17 protein-coding genes are annotated in these 20,019 nt (G+C 65.9%); 9 read left to right on the forward strand and 8 right to left on the reverse strand.

Annotation, left to right across the window (positions count from 1 at the left end):
* The first annotated feature begins 129 nt into the window (after positions 1-129).
* Genes argB through slmA form a run of 4 tightly spaced genes read left to right on the forward strand, consistent with a single transcriptional unit; the run spans position 130 to position 3,934 of the window.
* Complete coding sequence (argB, locus tag AC3WUT_RS20255; protein ID WP_492348890.1) at positions 130-1,020, forward strand: acetylglutamate kinase; 891 nt, start codon at positions 130-132, stop codon at positions 1,018-1,020.
* 37 nt (positions 1,021-1,057) lie between these two features.
* A complete protein-coding gene (locus AC3WUT_RS20260; protein WP_492348891.1) occupies positions 1,058-1,762 on the forward strand; it encodes a response regulator transcription factor in 705 nt (234 codons plus the stop codon).
* A gap of 5 nt (positions 1,763-1,767) precedes the next feature.
* Positions 1,768-3,195, forward strand: coding sequence for a sensor histidine kinase (locus AC3WUT_RS20265; RefSeq protein WP_492348892.1), 1,428 nt, complete (start codon positions 1,768-1,770; stop codon positions 3,193-3,195).
* Between the two features lie 52 nt (positions 3,196-3,247).
* Complete coding sequence (gene slmA / locus AC3WUT_RS20270) at positions 3,248-3,934, forward strand: nucleoid occlusion factor SlmA (RefSeq protein ID WP_492349003.1); 687 nt, start codon at positions 3,248-3,250, stop codon at positions 3,932-3,934.
* Positions 3,935-3,950: 16 nt separating this feature from the next.
* Here the strand turns inward: slmA and AC3WUT_RS20275 are convergent, their stop codons facing one another.
* Positions 3,951-4,550 carry a hypothetical protein gene (locus AC3WUT_RS20275; protein ID WP_492348893.1) on the reverse strand — a complete coding sequence of 200 codons (600 nt, stop codon included), beginning with the start codon at positions 4,548-4,550 and terminating at the stop codon, positions 3,951-3,953.
* Between the two features lie 183 nt (positions 4,551-4,733).
* On the opposite strand from AC3WUT_RS20275, the gene AC3WUT_RS20280 reads away from it, so the two are divergent.
* Entirely contained in the window at positions 4,734-5,597 is an 864-nt protein-coding gene (locus AC3WUT_RS20280; protein WP_492348894.1) for a fumarylacetoacetate hydrolase family protein, read from the forward strand.
* Between the two features lie 61 nt (positions 5,598-5,658).
* Here AC3WUT_RS20280 and AC3WUT_RS20285 read toward each other — a convergent pair whose 3' ends face one another.
* From AC3WUT_RS20285 to AC3WUT_RS20295, 3 genes are read right to left on the reverse strand one after another with little or no spacing between them, the layout of a single operon-like run.
* A complete protein-coding gene (locus AC3WUT_RS20285; RefSeq protein WP_492348895.1) occupies positions 5,659-6,654 on the reverse strand; it encodes a Bug family tripartite tricarboxylate transporter substrate binding protein in 996 nt (331 codons plus the stop codon).
* Between the two features lie 33 nt (positions 6,655-6,687).
* A complete protein-coding gene (locus tag AC3WUT_RS20290; protein WP_492348896.1) occupies positions 6,688-7,506 on the reverse strand; it encodes a beta-keto acid cleavage family enzyme in 819 nt (272 codons plus the stop codon).
* A 39-nt stretch (positions 7,507-7,545) separates the two neighbouring features.
* The gene (locus tag AC3WUT_RS20295; RefSeq protein WP_492348897.1) at positions 7,546-8,511 is read right to left on the reverse strand and encodes a 3-hydroxyacyl-CoA dehydrogenase family protein; all 966 of its coding nucleotides are present in this window, start codon (positions 8,509-8,511) and stop codon (positions 7,546-7,548) included.
* Positions 8,512-8,615: 104 nt separating this feature from the next.
* Between AC3WUT_RS20295 and AC3WUT_RS20300 the strand changes: the two genes are divergently transcribed.
* The gene (locus AC3WUT_RS20300) at positions 8,616-9,554 is read left to right on the forward strand and encodes a LysR family transcriptional regulator (protein WP_492348898.1); all 939 of its coding nucleotides are present in this window, start codon (positions 8,616-8,618) and stop codon (positions 9,552-9,554) included.
* Between the two features lie 4 nt (positions 9,555-9,558).
* Here AC3WUT_RS20300 and AC3WUT_RS20305 read toward each other — a convergent pair whose 3' ends face one another.
* On the reverse strand, positions 9,559-10,068 hold the full coding sequence (locus AC3WUT_RS20305; RefSeq protein ID WP_492348899.1) for a CreA family protein: 510 nt from the start codon (positions 10,066-10,068) through the stop codon (positions 9,559-9,561).
* An 80-nt stretch (positions 10,069-10,148) separates the two neighbouring features.
* Here AC3WUT_RS20305 and AC3WUT_RS20310 point away from each other — a divergent pair, with 80 nt between their 5' ends.
* Complete coding sequence (locus tag AC3WUT_RS20310) at positions 10,149-10,937, forward strand: SDR family oxidoreductase (RefSeq protein ID WP_492348900.1); 789 nt, start codon at positions 10,149-10,151, stop codon at positions 10,935-10,937.
* Between the two features lie 3 nt (positions 10,938-10,940).
* Complete coding sequence (locus tag AC3WUT_RS20315; RefSeq protein ID WP_492348901.1) at positions 10,941-11,234, forward strand: 2Fe-2S iron-sulfur cluster-binding protein; 294 nt, start codon at positions 10,941-10,943, stop codon at positions 11,232-11,234.
* Here AC3WUT_RS20315 and AC3WUT_RS20320 read toward each other — a convergent pair.
* The 3 genes from AC3WUT_RS20320 to AC3WUT_RS20330 all read right to left on the reverse strand — a co-directional run bounded on the left by AC3WUT_RS20320 (position 11,227) and on the right by AC3WUT_RS20330 (position 17,529).
* On the reverse strand, positions 11,227-12,639 hold the full coding sequence (locus AC3WUT_RS20320) for an FkbM family methyltransferase (RefSeq protein WP_492348902.1): 1,413 nt from the start codon (positions 12,637-12,639) through the stop codon (positions 11,227-11,229). The two genes, AC3WUT_RS20315 and AC3WUT_RS20320, sit on opposite strands and share 8 nt — an antisense overlap.
* A gap of 61 nt (positions 12,640-12,700) precedes the next feature.
* Positions 12,701-15,268 (reverse strand): cyanophycin synthetase, encoded by a 2,568-nt coding sequence (gene cphA / locus AC3WUT_RS20325; protein WP_492348903.1) that lies wholly within the window; start codon positions 15,266-15,268, stop codon positions 12,701-12,703.
* A 41-nt stretch (positions 15,269-15,309) separates the two neighbouring features.
* A complete protein-coding gene (locus AC3WUT_RS20330; protein WP_492348904.1) occupies positions 15,310-17,529 on the reverse strand; it encodes a cyanophycin synthetase in 2,220 nt (739 codons plus the stop codon).
* Positions 17,530-17,712: 183 nt separating this feature from the next.
* Between AC3WUT_RS20330 and AC3WUT_RS20335 the strand changes: the two genes are divergently transcribed.
* Entirely contained in the window at positions 17,713-20,016 is a 2,304-nt protein-coding gene (locus AC3WUT_RS20335; RefSeq protein WP_492348905.1) for a cyanophycin metabolism-associated ABC transporter, read from the forward strand.
* The last annotated feature ends 3 nt before the right edge of the window (positions 20,017-20,019 follow it).

Consider the following 20,019-nt stretch of genomic DNA (forward strand, 5'->3'; position numbering starts at 1 on the left):
TGACACGCAAGGAGCGTGTCGCTTGCGGCACAATTCCACCTTGTCAGGGTGCTTTGGCACCGACTGGCCTTGTTTTCGCCACCCCGTTGCGGCCTGTTGGGGCCGGACCTCCACAATCCAGTTCAGACCATGACCGAACTCCAATCCATTGCCCCGCGCGACAAGGCCGAGATCCTGGCCCAGGCGCTGCCCTACATCCGCAAGTTCCACGGCAAGACGCTGGTCATCAAGTACGGTGGCAATGCCATGACCGACCCGGCCCTGCAGGCCGACTTTGCCGAAGACGTGGTGCTGCTCAAGCTGGTCGGCATGAACCCGGTGGTGGTGCATGGCGGCGGCCCGCAGATCGAGACGGCCCTCAACCGCCTGGGCAAGAAGGGCGAGTTCATCCAGGGCATGCGGGTGACCGATGCCGAGACCATGGAGGTGGTCGAGTGGGTGCTGGCCGGCGAGGTGCAGCAGGACATCGTGGGTCTGATCAACCAGGCCGGCGGCAAGGCCGTGGGCCTGACCGGCCGGGATGGCGGCATGATCCGCGCCCAGAAACTCAAGATGCTCGACAACCAAGACCCCAGCAAAGAGTACGACGTGGGCCAGGTGGGCGACATCGTCTCGATCGACCCCAGCGTGGTCAAGGCCTTGCAGGACGATGCCTTCATCCCCGTCATCAGCCCGATCGGGTTTGGCGAGGACAACGAAAGCTACAACATCAATGCCGACGTGGTGGCCAGCAAGCTGGCCACGGTGCTCAAGGCCGAAAAGCTGGTGCTGCTGACCAACACGCCCGGCGTGCTCGACAAGTCGGGTCAACTGCTGACTGATCTGACGGCCAAGCGCATCGATGAGTTGTTTGCCGACGGCACCATCTCGGGTGGCATGCTGCCCAAGATCGCGGGGGCTCTGGATGCTGCCAAGAGCGGCGTCAATGCCGTGCACATCATCGATGGCCGCGTGCCGCACGCCATGCTGCTCGAAATCCTGACCGATCAGGCCTACGGCACCATGATCCGCTCGCATTGAGCGGCGCATCCCCCCTTCTGTTGAGGATGGCATCGCCATGAGACTGTTGCTGGTCGAAGACGATGTGATGGTGGCCAGCGGCATCAAGCTGGGCCTGACGGATGCCGGCTATGCCGTCGACTGGGTGGGCAGTGGTGAGCGGGCCGAAGAAGTGCTGCGCGACGAAACCTTTGACGCCGCCATCATCGACATCGGTTTGCCGGGCATGAGCGGCCTGGACCTGACTCGGCGTCTGCGCCTGTCGGACGTGGCCAGCCGGACCATGCCCGTGTTGATCCTGACCGCCCGCGACGCGCTGCAAGACCGGGTACAGGGCCTGGACCTGGGGGCCGACGACTACATGGTCAAGCCCTTTGAACTGCCGGAGTTGCTGGCCCGGTTGCGCGCATTGCTGCGCCGCTCGCAGGCCGCGACCTCGGCGGTGCTGAGCTTCGGCCCGCTTGAAATGGACACGGCCAGTCGCCGAGCCACGGTGCGCAGCGTGGTGGAAGGCCAGGTCAGGCAGCAAGTGATCGAACTGGGTCCGCGTGAGTGGACGGTGATGGAGTACTTGCTCATCAACGCCCCCAAGCCCGCCAGCAAAGACAAGCTGCTGGCAGCGTTGACCGGGTGGGACAAGGAAATCACGCCCAACGCGGTCGAGGTCTATATCTCGCGCCTGCGCAGCAAACTGGAGCCGCATGGTCTGGCGCTGCGCTCGATCCGGGGCTTTGGCTACCGGCTCGAACAGCAGGAGGTCTGAGCCCCATGGCCTCAGGCTTGCGCAACCGGTTGCTGGTGCTGCTGCTGGGGCCCTTGTTTGTCTTGGGCCTGGTCAACGTCTGGGTGGATTACCGCTCGGCCGACAGCGCGGCCGTGCAGCACGACCGGCAATTGCTGCGCTACGTACCTTTGCTGGCCGACTCGGTGTTGGCGCCGGGGGTGCAAACGGGCGACCCGCCAGTGCTGCTGCTGGCGCCGCCGGTGGAGGATTTCCTCAAGAGCCGTGGCGGCTTGGCCGGTTACAGCATCAATGACCTGGAAGGCCACCTGCTGCATGGCGACCTGTGGTTGCCCAGTGCCGTTGTGGCCACTGCCGAACCCGAGTTTCACAGCACCGAGTACGACGGCGTCACCTACCGCATTGTTTCGCAGCGGATGCACACCCGCGCAGGCGATCTGATGGTGCAATTGGCCGATGGCTCCGATCCTCGTCAACAGTGGCTCAGTGCCTTGTTGCGTGTGCTGCTGCCCAATGGCGTGCTGATGGTGGCGGCCGCCCTGGCCGTGAGCTGGGCCGTGGGCCGCGCCTTGCGGCCCTTGACGGAACTCACAGAGGCGGTCAGCAAGCGATCGCCCCAGGATTTGAGTGCCATTGACGTCGAAGCTTCTCCGGCCGAGGTGCGGCCACTGGTGGCCTCGCTCAACCGGCTGTTTGATCTGGTGAATGCGCAGTCGGCCAGTCAGCGGCGCTTCATTGCCGATGCCGCTCACCAATTGCGCACCCCGCTGGCGGGCCTGCAGGCTCAAGTGGAGGCCTGGGCCCAGGTGCTGCAAACGAAGCAGCGCTTGCGGCTCAGCGGGGCTGCAGTCGATTCGACTCCCGCCAGCATCACCCTGAATGCCGAGCAGCTCGACAAGCTGCGCCAGGCCACGCGGCGCACCTCCCAGTTGGCCAACCAGCTGTTGGCCCTGTCGCGTGCCGATGCGCGCGCCATGGAGGCTCAACCCATGCAGCGGGTTGACCTGCTGGCTTTGTGCGAATCGCTGTTGGAGGCCCATCTGGACGCCGCCACGGCGCGCGGCCTGGACCTGGGGCTGGCAGCCCAGCCGGCTCACACGACAGGGCATGAGTGGCTGCTGCGCGAGTTGCTGGGCAATCTGATCGACAACGCCATCCGCTACACCCCGCGCGGCGGCAGCGTGACCATCCGCTGCGGTTTGCTGAGCGGGAGGGATGCGCCGCTGCCGTACCTGGCGGTGGAGGATGACGGCCCAGGCATTGCGCCGGCTGAACGCCACCGGGTCACCGAGCGTTTTTACCGAGTGCCGGGCACTCAGGGCGAGGGCAGTGGGCTGGGGCTGGCCATCGCCCATGAAATCGCCCGCGTGCACCACAGCAGCCTGGAGCTGTTGAGCGGCCCGGGGCAGTGTGGTCTGCTGGTCAGGCTGGTGCTGCCGGCCCAGCTGGCCTAGCGGTCGCGTTGGGCCGGTGTGCGAGAATCGTTCGAGCCCATCTTCCATGCCGATGACTGAACCGCACGAACTCCCTGCCGCACCCGAAACCGGCGCTCACCTGGTCGGCACCGAGCCCGATGTCCCGGCCACCCGCAAACGACCACGCCCCGGCGAGCGCCGGGTGCAGATCCTGCAGACCCTGGCCAGCATGCTGGAGCAGCCCGGTGCCGAGCGCATCACCACGGCGGCGCTGGCGGCCCGCATCGGGGTCAGCGAGGCGGCCCTGTACCGCCACTTCGCCAGCAAGGCCCAGATGTTCGAAGGCCTGATCGATTTCATCGAGCAGACCGTGTTCTCGCTCTCCAAGCAGATGATCGAGCGCGAAGCCAGCGCCAACCCTGATCCAGCCACCCTGGGGCGCCGCCAGGCCACCCGGGTGATGTACCTGCTGGTGCAGTTTGCCGAAAAGAACCCGGGCATGGTGCGCGTGATGTGCGGTGATGCCTTGGTGCTGGAGCACGAGCGCTTGCAGCAGCGCATGAACCAGTTCTTTGAGCGGCTGGAGTTGACGTTTCGCCAATGCCTGCGCCCGCAGGCCGAGGCCGCAGGCTCGTCCAAGCCCTCGGTGCGCTCACAAGCCCAGGCCGCGATGCTGACGGCTTTCGTCCAAGGGCGTCTGCAGCGCTATGCGCGCACGGGTTTCAAGCGATTGCCGTCGGAGCAGTTGGAAGGCGTGCTGGACTTGCTGCTGGCTTGAACACCCCGGGCCTCTCTCAAGGCATGATCTCAAGGGTCAGGTCGTCGACCCACAAGGCGCCGTCGTCTTCCAGCATGACCGCTGATTCGAGCATGTAGCCGTTGTCCGGAATCCGGAGCTCGATCGCGTAGAGCTTCCAGTCCTGGGTACCTTTCACACGTGCATCGTTCATGTGGTTCCACTTGAGGATGCTGCTGCCGTCCGTGACATGCAGCACGAGTGCGCCGCCAGCGCCCATGGCCTTGTCTGTGCGCAGGAAGCCTGACAACCTGGCCAGCTTGCCCTTCCAGCAGGCAGGAATGAGCGTTTCTTGCTTCAACACCCCGAAGTCTTCCGTGCTGACCTGGCGGATCTGCGCGCTGCAGGGGGCTGAGTGAAAGATTTTGGTGTCGAGCTCAAAGACGTAGTTGCCGCTGACTCGGTGTTCGATGGCCTTCCAGTCCTTGATGCGACCGTCTTCGGTTTCGCTGAAGGAGGGGTTGCTCAAGCCCACCTTGACGGTTTCGCTGGCGCTGGGACATGCGGGCTGCGCCTGGGCTGTGCTGGGGATGCCGGCCAGAAACGTCAATGCCGAGAACAGCACGAGGGGGGGGGCGTTATGAAGTACAGCGATCATGGTGCAGAGGAGAGGAGGCAAGTACCCGATGGTAGCTGGGCCAGTTTCGGTCGGAGGGGCAGGGAAGTCTACCGCCCTGCTGGGGACTGTCCGAACCGGTGTCGCCTGAAGCGGATGAGGCCTTTATCGATAATGAGGCCAGCCCGTCGCATTGACGGCGTGGACCATTTTTGAAAGGACACCATGAAACTCGTACGCTACGGCAACCCCGGCAAAGAAAAACCCGGCCTGATTGACGCTGACGGCAAACTACGCGACCTGAGCGGCGTGCTCAAGGACCTGGGGCCCGATCAACTCAGCGACGCCGCCCTGGCCAAGCTGGCCAAGGTCAAGGCTGACAAGTTGCCGTTGGTGCGTGGCAAGCCGCGTTTCGGCACGCCGGTGGCCGGCGTGCGCAAGTTCATTGCGATTGGTTTGAACTACGCCGATCACGCGGCCGAAGCTGGCCTGCCGGTGCCCAAGGAGCCCGTGGTCTTTACCAAGGCCATCAGCTGCTTGCAGGGCCCCAACGATCCCGTCATGTTGCCCAAGGGTTCCAAGAAGACCGATTGGGAGGTGGAACTGGGCGTGGTGATTGGCAAGCAGGCACGCCATGTGTCGCAAAAAGAGGCCCTGAACCATGTGGCCGGCTATGTGCTGGTCAACGATGTGAGCGAACGCGAGTTCCAGATCGAGCGTGGCGGTACCTGGGACAAGGGCAAGGGCTGCGACACCTTCGGTCCTGTGGGCCCCTGGCTGGTGACACGCGACGAGGTGCCCAATCCGCAGCGCCTGGATCTTTGGCTGGACCTGAACGGCCAGCGCATGCAAAGCGGCAGCACCAAGACCATGATCTTCAGCGTGGCCAAGATCATCAGCTACCTGAGCCAGTTCGTGACCCTGGAGCCGGGCGACATCGTCACCACCGGCACCCCGCCCGGCGTGGGCATGGGCGTCAAGAAGGACGGCCAGCCGGCACCGGTGTTCCTGAAGAAGGGCGATGTCATGACCCTGGGCATCAGCGGCCTGGGCGAGCAACGCCAAGAGGTGGTGGCCTTCAAGCTCTGAAGCGGCTCCTCAGAGAAAAGCCCCGGCGCGCAGGCCCCGGGGCTTTTTTGTGGGCCAAGCCTCAGTCCACTGTCGCCCCCGAATCTTTCACCAGCTTGCCCAGGCGCACCGACTCCTTCTTGATCAGTTCGCCAAACTGTGCCGCGCTGCCGGCCACGACCGGCGTACCGATGGCCTCCCACTTCTTGCGGAACTCGGGCTGGTTGAAGATCGCGTTCAGGGTGCTGTTGAGCTTGTCGATCACGGCAGGCGGCGTGCCGGCCCGCACGGCGATGCCGTGCCAGCCCGTCATTTCGTAGCCGGGCATGCCGGCTTCGGCCATGGTGGGCACATCGGGCAGGGTGGGCACGCGCTTGGGGGTGGTGACGGCCAGCGCGGTGAGTTTGCCCGATTGGATGTAGGGCAGTGAGCTGCCCAGGATGTCGAACATCACGTTCACCTGGCCGCCCAACAGGTCGTTCAAGGCCGGGCCCGCGCCGCGGTAGGGGATGTGCGGCATCTTGGTGTCGATCTGGGTGTTGAACAATTCGCCGGCCAGGTGCTGGGGCGTGCCGTTGCCGGCCGAGGCAAAGGCCAGCTCGGTGGCGCGTTTGCTTTTGAGCGCGGCGATCAGTTCCTTGACCGATTTGATGCCCGTCTTGGGGTTGACCTCCAACACCAGCGGGAATGCCGACAGCTGGATCACCGGCGTCAGGTCGGCCAGCGGGTTGAAGGGCATGCTGCGGTACAGCGTCGGGTTGACGGCCATGGGGCCGCTGGCCGCCAACAGCAGGGTGTAGCCGTCGGCGGGCGCTTGCTTGGCCACTTCGGCGCTGCCCAGGTTGCCGCCGGCGCCGCTCTTGTTGTCGACGATCACCGACACACCCAGGCGGGTTTGCATCTCGCCTTGCAGCAGGCGCGCCATCAGATCGGTGGGGCCGCCGGGCGGGTAGGGCACCACAAAGCGGATGGTCTTGTTGGGCCAGGGCTCCTGGGCCTGGGTGCCTGTGCTGAACAGCGTGGCTAGGGCGGCCAGGGCCAGGCCACCGAGGGCCCGAGTGAATTGTTGGCGTTGCATGTTGTTTGTCTCCGGTCTTGGTCTTGTGGGGGCTCAGCCTGCGAACAGTTCGCGAATGTGGCGTGCCGTGGCCAGCGGGCGGCCCAGGCTGGCGGCCGCTTCGGCCGCCTGGGCCACCAGGGCCGCGTTGTGCGGGGCCCGGCTGCCACCCTTGAGCTGCAGATTGTTCTCGAAGCCCACTCGAACATGCCCGCCCAGGGCGGCGGCGGCGGTCACGCAGGCGTGTTCGGTGGCCCCAAAGGCGCACACGGCCCAGGGCTCGGGCCCGGTGTGGGCGTGCACAAAAGGCACCAGGTCGCGTGGGCTGGAGGTTTGCCCTGCGGTGTAGCGCCCCAGCACAAACAGCAGGAACCAGGGCGCCTCGGGCACCACACCGCGTTCGCGCAGCGATTGCCAGCGCAACAGGTCGGCATTGTCATAAAGAATCACCTGCGTCATCACACGCTCGCGGGCCAGCCAGCTGAAGAAGTCGGCCAGGCCTTGCTCACCGATCTCGGGCTGATCGAGCTCGCGCAAGCCTACGGACACGGCCTCGGGCCGCAGCTCGCGCACCATGGCGATCTGGGCCGGGGCGTGGTAGACCCGGGCGGCCTCGCTGGTGACCTGCAGCACCATCTGGTCGCCCACGGCGGCGCGCACGGCGCTCAGTGCATCGCGGTAGCCTTCCACGTCCAGGCTGTGGTGACCCTGGGCGTCGCGGATGTGCAGGTGCAGCATGGCTGCACCGGCATCCAGGCACTGGCGTGCGGTGACCGCCAGGGCGGAGGGGGTCAGCGGCACGGCGGGGTGGTCGCTGTGCAGTTTGTAGGCCCCGTTGGGGGCCGAGGTGATGATCAGTGGCGTGCTGGGCATGGGGTTCTCCGGTCAGGGCTGGGAGTGCGTGGTGTGGGCTCAGTCGCGCTCGATAGGCGGCAATTCGGACGCCAGCAGGGCGAGGCCTTGTTGCAGCAGGGTGTCGTAGCGCTGGCGCTCGGCCAGTCGCCGCTCTTCGGGCCATTCGTAGAAGCCCGCCCCGGTTTTCATGCCCAGGCGGCCGGCGGCCACCTGCTCGCGCAGCACCCGGGCCGGCTCGGTGTTGGCGGCCAGCGAGGGGTACATGGTGGCCGCGGCGGCGCAGTGCACGTCCAGCCCGGCATGGTCGCGTTGCAGCACCGGGCCGGCCGCCAGGTAGCGAAAGCCGAAACCGAAGCGCACGGCGGCGTCCACGTCCTCCGGCGTGGCCACGCCCTCGTCGATCATGGCAAAGGCCTCGCGGGCCAGTGCGTGCTGCAGGCGGTTGGCCAGAAAGCCCGGCTTGTCCTTGCGCACCCGCACCGGCACGCTGCCACAGCCACGCATGAACTGGCACAGACGGGTGGCCTGGGCCTCGTCGGTGGTCGGACCATGCACCACCTCGACCAAGGGCACCAGGTGGGCTGGCATGAAGAAATGCAGGCCCAGCATGCGCTCGGCCGTGGGCAGCCCTGCCGCAATGGCGCTGATGGGGAAGCTGGAGCTGTTGCTGGTCAGCACCGCGTGGGCGGGGGCGCGCTGCACCAGTTCGGCGAACAGGGCCTGTTTCAGGTCCAGCTTTTCGGGAATGCATTCAATGACCAGCACCACGTCATGCCAATCCACGTCCTGCAGGCTGGCCACGGCCTGCACGCGTTCGACGCGGTGGCCCAGCTCCAGGGCCTGCAGGCCTTGTCGCACCCGTTGGGCCAGGGCCTGCCGCTGGACGAGGTTGGGGTCGCTCACGGTGACGCGGCAGCCGCCCCGGGCCAGCACGGTGGCCACATCGGCGCCCATGGTGCCGGCGCCGACCACCACGGCATGGGTGTGGCGGGGGTGGGCAGGTAAAAGCAAGTCAGGGTTCATGGTGTCTAGGGGCTGAGGTTGCGCCGCTGAATTGAGAAAGTCAGCGCAGTCTAGGAAGAGGGCATTGCACCGTCCAGACGATTTTTTCAATAAACTGATCGGCCATGCAGATCAATTGGTCCACCCGTGAGCTCGACGTCTTTCTCGCCCTGGGACAAACCCTGAGCTTTCGGCGCACCGCCGATCAGGTGCACCTGTCGCAGTCGGCGGTGTCGGGCGTGCTGACCCGGCTGGAAGAGTCTCTGGGCACGCGGCTGTTCGATCGCACCACGCGCAGCGTGCAGCTCACCCTGGCCGGGCAGGTGTTTTTTGAGCAGGTGAAGGTGCTGCGCACCCAGACTGATGAGGCCGTGCGGGCGGTGCGCAGCGTGGCCGAATTGCAGGTGGGGCAAGTCACGCTGGCGGCCTTGCCCTCGCTGGCGGCCACGGTGGTGCCCGCCGCCATGGCCCGGCTGGCTGCCCAGTACCCGGGCATCCGGCTGTCGGTGATCGATACCTTGTCGGGCCCGGCCTTTGATCTGGTGCGTCGCGGCGAGGTGGACTTTGCGCTCACGGCCGCCAACCCGGCCTACGCCGATCTGGATGACCAGCCCTTGGCCTCGGACGGCTTTGTGCTGCTGCTGCCCGCGCAGCACGCCTTGGCCAACAGTCGGCAGGCCTTGGGTTGGGCCGAGGTGGCCGACCTGGTGCACATCTCCATGCCCCAGCCCACCAGCGTGCGCCAATATGCTGACGCCGCCCTGTTGGAGCACCGCCTGCGTTTTGCGCCGCGCTACGAGGTGGAGCACCTGGCCACCATCCAGGCCATGGTGGCGGCCGGCCTGGGCGTGGCGGCCCTGCCCGAATGGGCGGCGGCCGTGGCCCCCTTGCCCGGGGTGGTGAAGCGGCGCCTGTGTCGGCCCGACATCCGCCGCCCCATCGGCTTGGTCACGCGCCGCGGCCGCGCCCTGAGCCCCGCCGCCACCGAGATGGTGGCGCTGCTGCGCGAAGAGATGCTGCGCCTGGTGCCGGCGCGCCGGCACCGCGCTGCAATGAAGGCTTGAGGGCTTACTTCAGCGGAATGGCCTGGGCCCGATCCACCGGCACCGCCGTCAGGCTGTTCTGGGGCGAGCCTTCGACCAGGCGATCCGAGTAGGTCAGGTAGACCAGGGTGTTGCGTTTGATGTCCACCATGCGCACCACGCGCAGGCGCTTGAACAGAATGGACATGCGCTCCGAGAACACCTCGTCTTCACGCGGCAAGGGCTTCTTGAACGTGATCGGACCCACCTGACGGCAGGCGATCGAGGCCTCGGCCTTGTCTTCGGCCAGGCCAAAAGCCCCCGAAAGGCCGCCGGTCCGGGCGCGAGACACAAAGCAAGTCACGCCCTCCACCTGGGGGTCGTCATAGGCTTCAACCACGATCTTGTGGTTGGGGCCGATCAGCTTGAAGGCCGTGCTGACGTCGCCGACCAGATCGGGGCTGGCGTGGGTGCTCAGGGAGAGCAGGGCAAGCCCCAGCCCGGCGCTCAGGCGTTGAAGGGCCGTCCGGATGGCGGGGGTGACGGAATCGGGCATGGGGTTTTCTCCTGAGGTTGCGCCCAATGGCGGCGATTGCGTTAGTCTGCCCGCATTTCTTGACAACTCTGGAGATGAGCATGGAACTCGGCTTGGACGCGCAACATGTGTTGGTCACCGGTGGCAGCAAAGGCATTGGCCTGGCCTGCGCCAAGGGCTTTCTGGCCGAAGGGGCCCGTGTGACCCTGGTGGCGCGCAACCCGCAGACCTTGGCCCAAGCGATGGAGGCCCTGGGCGCAGACGCTCAGCGCGTGGCCACGGTGGCTGCCGATCTGTGCGATGCCGGCGCCGCCTTGGCTGCGCTGGACGCCGCCGAGCTTCGTTTGGGTCCGGTCGATGTGCTGGTCAACTCGGCAGGTGCCGCCCGCCGCACCCCGCCCGATGAGCTGACCCCGCAGGCCTGGCATGACGCCATGCAGGCCAAGTACTTCAGCTATCTGCACATGATTGACCCCACCATCAAGCGCATGGGCCAACGCGGGCGGGGCGTGATCGTCAACGTGGTGGGCGCGGGCGGCAAGGTGGCCAGCCCCATCCACCTGCCCGGCGGTGCGGCCAATGCCGCGCTGATGCTGGTCAGCGCCGGACTGGCAGCCGCCTATGGCCCGCGGGGCGTGCGAGTGAACGCGGTCAACCCCGGCGCCACCCTGACCGAACGCCTGCGTGAAGGCCTGAATGCCGAGGCCCGTCTGCAAGGCATCAGCCCGGAAGAGGCCCTGGAACGCTCCCGCGCCAAGCTGCCCCTGGGGCGACTGGCCACCCCGGACGAAATTGCCAACGCCGTGGTGTTTCTGGCCTCGCCCAAGGCCAGTTACGTCACCGGCGCCATCCTGGCCATGGATGGCGCAGTGACACCGATGGTGGTCTGAGCCATGACCGAGTGGCGCATCCGCTGTCCTGATCTGGATGCGGAGTGGACGGCGGCTGAGGGTGAATCACTGCTTGAATCGGCCGAGCATGCCGGCATCGAGTTGCTCAGTTCATGCCGCAACGGCACATGCCGCACCTGCATGTGCCGGCTGGTGGCGGGTGAGGTGCGTTACCGCATTGAATGGCCGGGCCTCAGCCGGGAGGAGAAGGCTGAGGGATGGGTGCTGCCATGTGTGGCGGAAGCCACGGGTCCGCATGATTTGTCGTTGCTTAGCACCTGGGCCAGTCTCAAATGATTTTGTAGCGCTGCACCATCAGCTCAAGTCTGCGCAGCATCTCCGGGCTGCCGAAACCGAGTTGGCGGATGGAGGCCAGGCGGTTGAGCACTTCTTGCGAGGACGAGTAGAACGACGAGTAGCCCGAGTAGCGCTCAATGCCTTCAAGCAGGCTGCAAAAAACCCAGTTGCCAAGTTGGGTGGCGGGGTCAATGAATTGATTGGCGGCGCATGGCGTCAAAAACGGAACACTGGGGTCAATTTGCCGCTGGGTGTTCAGCCGGTCGATCTGGCTGGCAACTGAGCTCAGGGCCAAGGTGTATTGCCCTGCCTCCCGGGCCACCCGGGCCAGGCTGGCGGCGTGCAGCGCGCCGGGTTGCAGCGTGGCCAATGCCTGGAACAGAGCGAGGCTACGGTGCAAGGCGGCATAACGTTCACCCAGTGAAACCGTCCTGTCCATCGCCAACGCGTACAGCGCCATGGCTTCATCCGTCTGGGTGCTGGCCTCATCGGCGCGGCGCTGTTGCCAGGTGGCGGCCAAGGCCTGAGCGTAGGGCATCACCGTCAGTTGTTGTTGCCAAGCGTAGCGGCCACTCTGCAGGTGCGAAGCAAGCCTCGCGGCCGCAGTCGCATCGTCCAGCACATCCTGCGCTTGCAGCAGCAGGCCTCGTGTGGCCAATAGGGCTGCTCGATCAGGCTTGCAGCAGAATAAATTGAGTTGACGGGGCTCCCGGGCCTCCAGGGCTTGAAGTGGGGCGATCATGCCCAGACCCGGGATCAGCCGGTAACACTGATAACCAATCTCTTCAAAGGTTTGAACCAATTGATGGTTGATGCCATGGCCTGCAATCAGTTCGAATTGAACCAGGGGCGAGTGGCGTTGGAAGAACGCCTTGCCGCCGCGGATGATGGGAACCTCTTCCCCTTCCGCATCCATCTTCATGAAAGAGATGTCAGTCCACTCGTGTTCAGCCATCAAGTGGTCGATGGTCGACAGGGCAACTTCCTCTGATGGGGCAGAACTGCTTTCATCCCGAATCAGTTCGTTGAGCTCGGCGCAGTTGTTCAAAGACAACCGGGCTGTACCGAGGTGGTCCGAAAGGGCCAATTGATCAATGTTGACCTGCTGAAAACCGTTCAGTTGGACGCTCTCACGCAGAAAAGCCGCGGTGCTGGAGGCCGGCTCGACAGCCCAGACGCGTCCAGCAGGCCCCACGGCCTTGGCCAGCGACAATGTGAACATGCCATAGTTGGCGCCGATGTCGATGGCCTGTTGACCCTCCTCCATCAACGTGCGGACAAATCGGATTTCATCCTCAAACCAGTCACCCTGCTCTTGCAGTACATAGGTGGAGATCTGTTCGAGTGAATCAGGCAGTACCACCTGGATATTCCCGTTCAAAGGGAGTGTGATTTTCTTTTGCATCAGGTCTCATCAAGCAAAGACCCGCTCGAGGCGGGTCGGGTGACTCAAGGCGTGGAAGGACTCACCCCTCCGCCACTCGCTTCGCCAGGTGCGCCAGCGCCTCTTCCACCTGATCCACCAGCACCAGGCACAGGTCGCCGGGTTGCAGGCGGTCCAGGGCCACGTCGATGGCCTTGAACTCGCCCTGGATCTCTTCGACATGGCGGGTGCGGGTGGCGCCGGCCAGGCCTTGACGCAGCAGGGCCATCACCTCGCCGTCGGCTCGGCCGCGCTGGCAGGCGTCTTCGTACAGCACCACGTCATCAAAGGCCTGGCCCAGGATGGCGGTCTGTTCGGTGATGTCTTCGTCGCGCCGGTCACCGGCACCGCTGATGACCACGGCGCGGCGTTGGGCCGGCATGGCCTCGACGGCCGAGACCAGGGCGCGCATGGCGTCGGGGTTGTGGCCGTAGTCGGCAATCACGGTGGCGCCGCGGAAGTCCATCACATTGAAGCGGCCGGGGGCGTTGTCGCTGTCGTTGACAAAGCTGGCCACGCCGCTGCGGATGGTGTCCCAGCTCAGGCCCACGCCCCAGGCGGCGGCCACGGCGGCCATCACGTTGTCGACCTGGAAGCCGATGGTGCCGTTGCGGGTGATGGGCACGTCGCGCAGCAGGATGTGCTCGCGCCAGGTGCCTTCGGCCACCACGATGGCGTCGCCGTCCACATAGACGGTGCGCTTGCCCTGGGCCCGGTGGGTGGCCATGACGGGGTGGTTGCGGTCTCGGGCAAAGTAGATCACCTGGCCTGGGCAGCTTTCGGCCATGGCGGCGACCATGGGATCGACGGCATTGAGCACGGCGTAACCCTGGGGGGCCACGTTCTGCACGATCACGCGCTTGACCACGGCCAAGTCTTCCACCGTGTCGATGTAGTTCATGCCCAGGTGGTCGCCGGCGCCCACATTGGTGACCACAGCCACCTGGCAGCGGTCAAAGCCCAGGCCTTCGCGCAGGATGCCGCCGCGCGCGGTCTCGAACACGGCCGCATCCACATCGGGGTGCAGCAGCACGTTGCGGGCGCTCTTGGGGCCGCTGCAGTCGCCGCTGTCGATCTGGCGGCCGTTCACGTACACGCCGTCGGTGTTGGTCATGCCGACGCGCAGGCCGCTGGCGCTGAACAGGTGCGTGATCAGGCGGGCGGTGGTGGTCTTGCCATTGGTGCCGGTGACGGCCACCACCGGGATGCGGCCGTTTTCTCCGCTGTTGTACAGATGCGAGACCATGGCCTCGCCCACCTGGCGGCCCTTGCCAAAGGAGGGCATCAGGTGCATGCGCAGGCCGGGGGCGGCGTTCACTTCGACGATGCCGCCGTGCTGCTCTTCGAGCGGACGCAGCACGCTTTCGCAGACCACGTCGACGCCGCAGATGTGCATGCCCACCATCTGGGCCGCGGCCACCGCACGGGCGGCCACTTCGGGGTGCACGTCGTCGGTCACGTCGGTGGCGGTGCCGCCGGTGCTCAGGTTTGCGTTGTTGCGCAGGATCACGCGCTGGCCCTTGGGCGGCACGGATTCAGGCTTCAGGTCTTGCAGGGCCAGCCGGGCGATGGCAATGTCGTCAAAGCGGATCTTGGTCAGCGAGGTGGCGTGGCCCACGCCGCGGCGCGGGTCGGCGTTCACGATGTCGACCAGTTGGCGCACGGTGTGCACGCCGTCGCCGATCACCTGGGGCGGGTCGCGGCGGGCCGCAGCGACCAGGCGATCGCCCACCACCAGCAGGCGGAAGTCATTGCCGGGCAGGTATTTCTCGACCAGCACTTCGCCGATGTCGGCGGCGGCCTTGTAGGCCAGGTCCAGGTGGGCGCGGTCGACGATGTTGACGGTGACGCCCTTGCCCTGGTTGCCATCCTGCGGCTTGAGCACCACGGGCAGGCCGATCTCCAGCGCTGCGGCCCAGGCATCGTCGGGGCTGGTCGCGGGGCGGCCCAGCGGCACGGGCACGCCGGCGGCGCGCAGCAGCATCTTGGTCAGGTCTTTGTCTTGCGCGATGGATTCGGCCACAGCGCTGGTGGTGTCCACTTCGGCGGCCTGGATGCGGCGCTGGCGCGAGCCCCAGCCAAACTGCACCAGGCTGCCCGAGGTCAGGCGACGGTAGGGGATGCCCCGTTTGACGGCGGCTTCGACGATCGAGCCGGTGCTGGGGCCCAGGCGCTCGTCTTCATCGGTTTCACGCAGCTTGGCGATGGCCTCATCGATGTCGAAGGCCGCGTTGTTCTGCGCTGCCTGGATCAGGGCCAGCGACAGGTCGAAGGCCTGGCGGCCGACGGCTTCTTCGCTGTACTCGATCACCACCTGGTAGATGCCGGCTTCGGAGGTCGTGCTGGTGCGGCTGTAGGTGACCGGGCAGCCGGCCTGTGATTGCAGGGCCAGGCCGGCGGCTTCGAGCACGTGGGCCAGCGAGACCGGGCCTTCGTTGCTGTCATGGCGCAGCGGCCCCAGGCCCGGGAAGAGGGCTCGGATACGGGCTTCGAAGCCTTCCAGGGCGGCAATCGAGCGCTCGGCGGGGGCACATTCCACCACAGCCTCAATGGCGGTGTGGCGGCTCCAGATGTTGGGGCCGCGCAGGGCCCGGATGCGTGAGACTTCCATCTGTTTCTCTTGGGTGTTCAGGGGCGCAGGGGGGCCGTTGTTCAGCGGAAAAAGGCGGTGCTGCCGGCCGGGCGGACCGGTTGCGGATCGGGATCGAAGGTCTCGATGCCGGCGGCGATCAGGTCGGGCGAGATCTCCAGGGCCCAGGCTGTGGCCACGGCGGCCAGCAGGGCCTCTTCGGTCATGGGGAAAGCGGTGTTCTGGCGCTCGCGGATGTCGCCCAGGTCGGACAGCACCTTTTCGTGGCTGCCTTCGGCCAGTACCACGTAACCTTGCTTCAGGTAGACGGCGCGGCCCTGGCTTGCGCGGTGGGCTTCGATGGCAGGGATGCCGGCCTGCAGGCCGTACAGCACCACCGAACCATCGCACAGCGAGGCCATGTCGCTGACGCGGGTGTCGGCGGTGTTGAGCACGGCCACGCCGTCGGGCAGTACCACGTCCACCTGGGTGCGCATCACGCGCACCATCTGGTCGGGCTCGTGCACGTCGTAGTGGCTGAGGGCCTCAAAGCCTTCGAGGTCGGTCACCACGCCCACCTGGCAGCGGTCGTAGGGCAGGCCATCACGCAGGATGGTTTCAGCACCGTTTTCGATCACGGTGGCTTGCACCGAGTGGTTCATCAGCAGGCGGTGGCCGGCCTCCCAGTGGGCGCAATTCACCGATTCGACACGGCGGCGGTCCAGGAACAGGCCGTCTCTGCAGGCCAGACCGGTCTGGCGGCCGCTCAAATGGGCCAGCCAGGCCACCATGCGGGCGATCTTGTGGGTGTCGCGGGTGCCTGCCACGCCCACCACCGGGATGCGGCCGGGGGCGTTGTCGCCCTCGGTTTCGGGGAACAGGTGGTCGACGATGGCGCGGCCCACCGGGCGGGGCGAGCCCTCGGCGGGCTTCAGGTGCATCAACAGGCCGGGGCCGGCGTTGACCTCGACGATGGCGCCGCCCTGGTCGTTCAGGGGGCGCGAGATGTCCTGCGCCACCATGTCGATGCCGGCGATGTCCAGGCCCACGACCCGGGCGGCCAGGGTGGCGGCATGAGCCACTTCGGGGTGCACGCTGTCGGTGCAGTCGATGGCCACGTTGCCGTTGCGCTCGATCACCACAAAGCGGCCGGCAGCCGGCACGGCTTCAGGCGTCAGGCCTTGGCGCTGGATTTCAAGCTGCACCTTGTTGTTGGTTTCGATGACGATGGTCTCCAGCGGAAACTCTTCTTCGATGCCGCGGCGCGGGTCGGAGTTGAGCTGGCTGTCGATCAGCTGGCGCACCGTGCTGCGACCATCACCGGTGATGCCGATGATCTCGCCGCGGGCCGCGGCCACCACCCGGTCGCCCACCACCAGCAGTCGGTGTTCGTGACCGGGGATGAAGCGTTCCACCATCACGTCGCTGCCCTCGGGGTAGGCCACGTGGTAGGCGGCTTCGATGTCGGCTTGTTCGTGCAGGTCCAGGGTCACGCCACGGCCGTGGTTGGCGTCCGAGGGTTTGACCACCACCGGCAGGCCGATGTCCTGGGCGGCTTCCCAGGCTTCCTCGGGGCTGTTGACGATCTGCCCCTCGGGCACCGGAACGCCGCACGATTTAAGCAGTGATTTGGTCAGGTCTTTGTCGCCCGCAATGCCTTCTGCGATGGCGCTGGTGAATTCGGTCTCGGCTGTCCAGATGCGGCGCTGGCTGGCGCCGTAGCCCAGTTGCACCAGGTTGCCGTCGTTCAGTCGGATGTGGGGAATACGGCGGTCGGTGGCTGCGTCAACGATGCAGGCGGTGCTGGGGCCCAGGTAACAGTTGTCGACCTCGGTGCGCACGCGGTTCACGGCGGTCTTCACGTCGAAGGACTCGCCCTGGATGGTGGCGATCAGCAGTTTGTGGCCTTCGTCCAGGGCGGCCCGGGCCACGCGCTCTTCGCGGGCACGGAACACCATGCGGTACACGCCGTGGCGTGAGGTGCTGCGCGTCTGGCCAAAGCCGGTCGGCATGCCGGCCAGGTTCAGCAGCTCGATGACGATGTGCTCCAGGATGTGCCCGGCCCAGGTGCCTTCCTCCAGCCGCTGCAGAAAGCCACCACGCTCACCGACACCGCAGTGGTGCTCGATCAAGGCAGGCAGCAGGGCGACCAGCCGGTCTTTGAAGCCGGGGATCTTGTTGGAGGGGTAGTCTTCCAGTTCCCCGAGGTCCAGCCAGACTTCCAGCACGGAGCGGTAAGTCCAGATGTTGGGGCCGCGCAGGTAATTGATGCGCAAGAGCTTGAGATCGTCGGCTTTGATCATGTTCGAGTCGGGTTCGGTGCCTGGCGCCATACCGGCAGTCAGGCGAGATTGTGCGCTCAGTTTGGGGGCTTGGCCGTGGCTGCATTCTCCTGCAGCCTGCCGCATGGCCTCGGTTTCGGCGAAAATCGACTTTTCCTGCTTGAGCGCGGGAGGTCGAACGGTGCCGCGCGGTACGGAATCAAAATGCAACATTCACATCCTGTAGGTTCATCTGGCGAAGCGGCGGATCCCGGAAGAATCAACCCCCAAACTCAGCTTGCACGTGGTGAAAACGTGCTCGCTTCCCTGCCGGTTGACCTGGACGAGCGTCTTTGTTTTGCAAACGGGCTGCTGGTGGTCACCGAGCAGCGCCTGCTCAGTTGGGCGCCGGGCGCCGGGCAGTGGCAGTCCTGGCCCTTGCAAGAGGGCCTGATGCTGCGCCACAGCGACCACGCCGGCGTGGGCCAACTGGAGCTGCTGGGCCCGGGGGCGCGGCTGGCCAGCTGGCGCTTCACGATGGCGCTGGACGTGCACGCGATGCGCGTGATCAAGGTGTTCGAGCAACGGCTGGCCGTGCTGGCCGGGGCCGCCCCGGAAGAGGCCGAGGAGACTGCCGCCTGCCCATCGTGCGGGGCCCCCTTGCCCGCCGACAGCGACGAATGCCCGGCCTGTTCGCGCGAAGCGAGTGCCACCACCTCCACCTGGGTGCTGCTGCGCCTGTGGCGGTTTGCCCGGCCTTACCGCAAGCAACTGTTCACCGGTTTTGCGCTGACGTTGGCCTCCACGGCGGCCACCCTGATCCCGCCTTACCTGACCATCCCGCTGATGGACGACATCCTGATCCCGTTCCAGAACGGCAAGCAGATCGACCCCATGCTGGTGCTGCTGTACCTGAGCGGGCTGTTGTTGTCGGCGCTGGCGGCCTGGGGCCTGAGTTGGGCACGCACTTACATATTGGCGCTGGTGTCCGAGCGCATCGGGGCCGACCTGCGCACCACCACTTATGAGCATTTGCTGCGCTTGTCGCTCGATTATTTTGGCGGCAAGCGCACGGGCGACCTGATGAACCGCATCGGGTCAGAAACCGACCGGATCAACGTCTTCCTGTCCTTGCACGCCCTGGATTTCGTCACCGATGTGCTGATGATCGCCATGACCGCGGTGATTCTGTTCTCGATCAACCCCTGGCTGGCCTTGGTCACCCTGGTGCCGTTGCCCTTCATCGCCTGGCTGATCCACACCGTGCGGGATCGCCTGCGAACCGGCTTCGAGAAAATCGACCGGGTTTGGTCGCAGGTCACCAACGTGCTGGCCGATACCATTCCGGGCATCCGGGTGGTGAAGGCCTTTGCCCAGGAGCAGCGCGAGGCCGACCGCTTCAAGCAAGCCAATCGCCATAACCTGGAGGTCAACGACAAGCTCAACCGAACCTGGTCGCTGTTCTCGCCCACGGTGTCGTTGCTGACCGAGATCGGCCTGCTGGTGGTGTGGGGCTGTGGCATCTGGCTGGTGTCCAGGAGCCAGATCACGGTGGGCGTGCTGACCGCCTTCATTGCCTACATCGGGCGCTTCTACACCCGGCTCGATTCGATGAGCCGCATCGTGTCGGTGACGCAAAAGGCCGCCGCGGGTGCCAAGCGCATTTTTGACATCCTGGATCACATCTCGAACGTGCCCGAACCCAGCCAGCCGGCGCCCCTGCCGCGGGTCTTGGGCCGCATTGAAATGAGTGGTATCGGCTTCCGTTATGGCACGCGCACGGTGATCCGTGGCGTGGATCTGGACATCCAGCCCGGCGAAATGATCGGTCTGGTGGGGCACAGCGGCTCAGGCAAAAGCACCTTGGTCAACCTGATCTGCCGCTTTTACGACGTGACCGATGGGGCGATCAAGCTCGACGGAACCGACGTGCGCCGTTTCAAGGTGTCGGATTACCGCAGCAACATCGGCCTGGTGCTGCAAGAGCCCTTTTTGTTCTTTGGCACGATTGCCGAGAACATCGCCTACGGCAAACCGGGTGCCACCCGCGAAGAGATCGTGGCGGCCGCACGGGCCGCGCACGCACACGACTTCATCCTGCGCCTGCCCCAGGGCTATGACTCGCTGGTGGGTGAGCGCGGCCAGGGGCTGTCGGGGGGCGAACGCCAGCGCATCTCGATTGCACGCGCCTTGCTGATCGATCCACGCATCCTCATCCTGGACGAGGCCACCTCGGCGGTGGACACCGAAACCGAGAAGGAAATCCAGCGCGCCCTCGACAACCTGGTGCAGGGGCGCACCACCATCGCCATCGCCCACCGGCTTTCCACCCTGCGCAAGGCCGACAGGCTGGTGGTGATGGACCGCGGCCAGGTGGTCGAAGTGGGCCCGCACGACGAGCTGATGGCCAAGCAAGGCGCCTACTGGCGTCTGTACGAGGCCCAGGCCCGGCGTGTGGACGGCTCGGACGACGATGGCGCCACCCTGACCCCCAGCGCCCATTCGGCCCACCCGGCCGGCCAACCCTGAGCT

Source organism: Curvibacter sp. EU05-FHT14A10, assembly GCF_058791075.1.

What these genes read in the sequence shown, in the direction of transcription:
- argB (WP_492348890.1), top strand. Translation starts at nt 130, where the DNA reads ATGACCGAACTCCAATCCATTGCCCCGCGCGACAAGGCCGAGATCCTG.
- AC3WUT_RS20260 (WP_492348891.1), top strand. Translation starts at nt 1,058, where the DNA reads ATGAGACTGTTGCTGGTCGAAGACGATGTGATGGTGGCCAGCGGCATC.
- AC3WUT_RS20265 (WP_492348892.1), top strand. Translation starts at nt 1,768, where the DNA reads ATGGCCTCAGGCTTGCGCAACCGGTTGCTGGTGCTGCTGCTGGGGCCC.
- slmA (WP_492349003.1), top strand. Translation starts at nt 3,248, where the DNA reads ATGACTGAACCGCACGAACTCCCTGCCGCACCCGAAACCGGCGCTCAC.
- AC3WUT_RS20275 (WP_492348893.1), bottom strand. Translation starts at nt 4,550, where the DNA reads ATGATCGCTGTACTTCATAACGCCCCCCCCCTCGTGCTGTTCTCGGCA.
- AC3WUT_RS20280 (WP_492348894.1), top strand. Translation starts at nt 4,734, where the DNA reads ATGAAACTCGTACGCTACGGCAACCCCGGCAAAGAAAAACCCGGCCTG.
- AC3WUT_RS20285 (WP_492348895.1), bottom strand. Translation starts at nt 6,654, where the DNA reads ATGCAACGCCAACAATTCACTCGGGCCCTCGGTGGCCTGGCCCTGGCC.
- AC3WUT_RS20290 (WP_492348896.1), bottom strand. Translation starts at nt 7,506, where the DNA reads ATGCCCAGCACGCCACTGATCATCACCTCGGCCCCCAACGGGGCCTAC.
- AC3WUT_RS20295 (WP_492348897.1), bottom strand. Translation starts at nt 8,511, where the DNA reads ATGAACCCTGACTTGCTTTTACCTGCCCACCCCCGCCACACCCATGCC.
- AC3WUT_RS20300 (WP_492348898.1), top strand. Translation starts at nt 8,616, where the DNA reads ATGCAGATCAATTGGTCCACCCGTGAGCTCGACGTCTTTCTCGCCCTG.
- AC3WUT_RS20305 (WP_492348899.1), bottom strand. Translation starts at nt 10,068, where the DNA reads ATGCCCGATTCCGTCACCCCCGCCATCCGGACGGCCCTTCAACGCCTG.
- AC3WUT_RS20310 (WP_492348900.1), top strand. Translation starts at nt 10,149, where the DNA reads ATGGAACTCGGCTTGGACGCGCAACATGTGTTGGTCACCGGTGGCAGC.
- AC3WUT_RS20315 (WP_492348901.1), top strand. Translation starts at nt 10,941, where the DNA reads ATGACCGAGTGGCGCATCCGCTGTCCTGATCTGGATGCGGAGTGGACG.
- AC3WUT_RS20320 (WP_492348902.1), bottom strand. Translation starts at nt 12,639, where the DNA reads ATGCAAAAGAAAATCACACTCCCTTTGAACGGGAATATCCAGGTGGTA.
- cphA (WP_492348903.1), bottom strand. Translation starts at nt 15,268, where the DNA reads ATGGAAGTCTCACGCATCCGGGCCCTGCGCGGCCCCAACATCTGGAGC.
- AC3WUT_RS20330 (WP_492348904.1), bottom strand. Translation starts at nt 17,529, where the DNA reads ATGATCAAAGCCGACGATCTCAAGCTCTTGCGCATCAATTACCTGCGC.
- AC3WUT_RS20335 (WP_492348905.1), top strand. Translation starts at nt 17,713, where the DNA reads ATGCAACATTCACATCCTGTAGGTTCATCTGGCGAAGCGGCGGATCCC.